Annotated in this window: 3 protein-coding genes; 2 read left to right on the top strand and 1 reads right to left on the bottom strand. The window is 37.3% G+C overall.

Annotation, left to right across the window (positions count from 1 at the left end):
* Positions 1-65: 65 nt before the first annotated feature.
* Positions 66-230, bottom strand: a complete 165-nt coding sequence (locus CBG25_RS00730; protein WP_290603796.1) for a hypothetical protein — start codon at positions 228-230, stop codon at positions 66-68.
* Positions 231-313: 83 nt separating this feature from the next.
* Here CBG25_RS00730 and CBG25_RS00735 point away from each other — a divergent pair, with 83 nt between their 5' ends.
* Positions 314-994, top strand: a complete 681-nt coding sequence (locus CBG25_RS00735; protein ID WP_290603792.1) for a hypothetical protein — start codon at positions 314-316, stop codon at positions 992-994.
* A 6-nt stretch (positions 995-1,000) separates the two neighbouring features.
* Positions 1,001-1,600, top strand: a complete 600-nt coding sequence (locus CBG25_RS00740; RefSeq protein WP_290603794.1) for a protein-tyrosine phosphatase family protein — start codon at positions 1,001-1,003, stop codon at positions 1,598-1,600.
* Positions 1,601-2,566: the final 966 nt, after the last annotated feature.

The raw sequence follows: 2,566 nt of genomic DNA on the forward strand, positions 1-2,566 counted from the left end.
ACATAAACGTCGTATATCTGAAAAAATAACCCTTTATCAACAAAATTGGGACGTAATCAAAAATGCTATTGCTGAGCACATCCGTGTTTTATTAGCGTACCCAAATTAGTTTTGTGCGAAACTCGTGTACAGGTTTCGATCTTGACCAGCGGGTCACCCAACTTGTCGATCGTCTGTTGGTGATACTGGTTTGCAAAGAGGTCATTCTTAATGGCGCTGCGTTTCTTCATGGTGGTTAGCTCAGTAGACCAGCTTCCGATAACTTTATCAGCAAAATCAAACTCGGCTTAGGTTTTTCGAGGTGCCCATTAATTTGGCAAGCCATGATCATTCGACTGAGCTTTACCAAAAAAATAGTAAAACAGTACATGATCTCAATAAAGTATTACCAGTAATACATGGTAGTAAAGGATATGACCGCTCGGCTTTTCTCGTTGCCGAAACTCAAGTATCTAAACCTAGTAATAAATTGAGTGCTGAAAAAATTATTAACGAAATAAAAAATTCCACTAGCGCAAAAATATTAGATAAAACATCACAGCTGGACTTACTTAAGCAATTTGAAGAAACGAAGGGCAATTACATTCGTGATAAAAGATCATCCGCTAAGATGGATGAAGGTACGACTAAATTAGAAAATGCTACTGATACAGATATGCTACCAACAAAATTAAAGAGAATGTTAAGTGATCCAGAGGTACCCGCACCGCCATTACCGCCACGTAGAATGTCAGCAGAAGACCAACAGCAAACCGCTAAGTTAGCTGAAAATTTATTTAAAAAATTAACAAACGAATTTAGCAATACCAACATAGATAAATCACAATATATTGAGAAAGTTGAGAATCAACGATTTGGCAATATCTGGACCGCAAAAGCAACGGCTGTGACAGCCCCGAATGGTCAGCCTCTACCCGCCAATCGGGTACAAATTGCTGGTCAGAATGTGGCTATTGCTTGCCAATATCCAAAACCAAAATCAATGGAAGATTAGTTTAAGATGTTGGTAGCTAATCGGACACCTGCGCTGGTTGTATTGGCATCAGAAAAAGATATTAATCCAGAATTTGGCGAGAAATTACCCGAATATTTTAGAAAAAGCAATCAATATGGTGATGTTTTAGTCACTGCAAAAGGTAACGGTGAGGGTAAATTAGCTGACGGATTAGATTATCATCAATATTTATTAAAAGTCATCGATAAAGGTCAAGATGCTAAAGTTACCATACCTGTTATTCATGTTCCTAATTGGCCGGATCGAATTGCCTCTGGTAATGAAGGATTAAAAGAATTAGCTGAGCATGTTAATGCCGTTGTCAATAAAAAAAATGAAATGTATGAGAAAAAGGGAAGCAGAGCGATAGGGGATAAAAATAAATTATTACCAGTAATACATTGTCGAGCTGGCGTTGGGCGTACTGGTCAACTACTTGCCACAAGGGAATTAATAAACCCTGAAAGTAATATAAGTTTAGAAAGTATTGTTAGAGAGATGCGTTCCACACGTGATCGACAAATGGTTCAAACACCAGCACAAATGCAAGCGTTGGCTATGTTAGCTGCTGAACAAGGTAAACCAATTTCCGATAAAAAAGCATGAGCTATATTTTAAGTCACTAATCTATATAGTATAAATTGGTTTTTCTTTTCCTGATAATTGCCTGTACATATGCTGCTGGTTTGTCTTTAGAGCCCTTCAGTAGCGTTTAGTACAGGCCTATTTTTTGCTGTCAATTGCATATTCGGTATAAATTCAATGTGGTTACTTGTTAATAACGTTATGGTAAATATGCTGGATAAAGCCAGACGACTCGCGGTATTAAAATATACAACTATCCTCAGTAACGCTTGTTAGCTTTAGCCTAACATTCATTTGTCTCCGCTATCCTCAATGTGACAGGCTCATATTTAACCTGCTTTAAGCCATCATGTTAGATTATGATCATTAACTCGCTATGAAAAATATATACTATTCAATTAGTATCAATGGCTAGCCAGACCGTTTAATTAAAATCAATTATTATTCCTAACTAAGATAGATATCTACAGAATGTAGCAACAGTAACAAACTGCCAAAGGTGCCGTTACCATTACCCTGTTAGGTAAGTATGAGTAATTTATTATCCTGAATGCGATAGAACTCAGTAAGTTGGCTAAGATTTATGACATTATCAGGGAATATAGTAATAGAAATAGAACGTCAAATTTTAACTAAACTAATCTTCAATGGTAATTAAGTAAATATACATGGTGTTGCAGTTATTATATTGCCTAGTTATAATTTTTTCAGTTTGATCTGTTGCTCAGGACGACCTGAGAAATGTCATTTTGTTGGGGACGACCCTAGTTGTTAGGAGGAATGATGGCCTGGTTAATTTTATTAATAGGGCACCTCGAAAAACCTAAGCCGAGTTTGATTTTGCTGATAAAGTTATCGGAAGCTGGTCTACTGAGCTAACCACCATGAAGAAACGCAGCGCCATTAAGAATGACCTCTTTGCAAACCAGTATCACCAACAGACGATCGACAAGTTGGGTGACCCGCTGGTCAAGATCGAAACCTGTA

This window comes from Arsenophonus sp. ENCA (genome assembly GCF_002287155.1).
Classification (GTDB): domain Bacteria; phylum Pseudomonadota; class Gammaproteobacteria; order Enterobacterales; family Enterobacteriaceae; genus Arsenophonus; species Arsenophonus nilaparvatae.

Coding starts and splice junctions, on each gene's coding strand:
- CBG25_RS00730 (WP_290603796.1), bottom strand. CDS start 230: ATGAAGAAACGCAGCGCCATTAAGAATGACCTCTTTGCAAACCAGTAT.
- CBG25_RS00740 (WP_290603794.1), top strand. CDS start 1,001: ATGTTGGTAGCTAATCGGACACCTGCGCTGGTTGTATTGGCATCAGAA.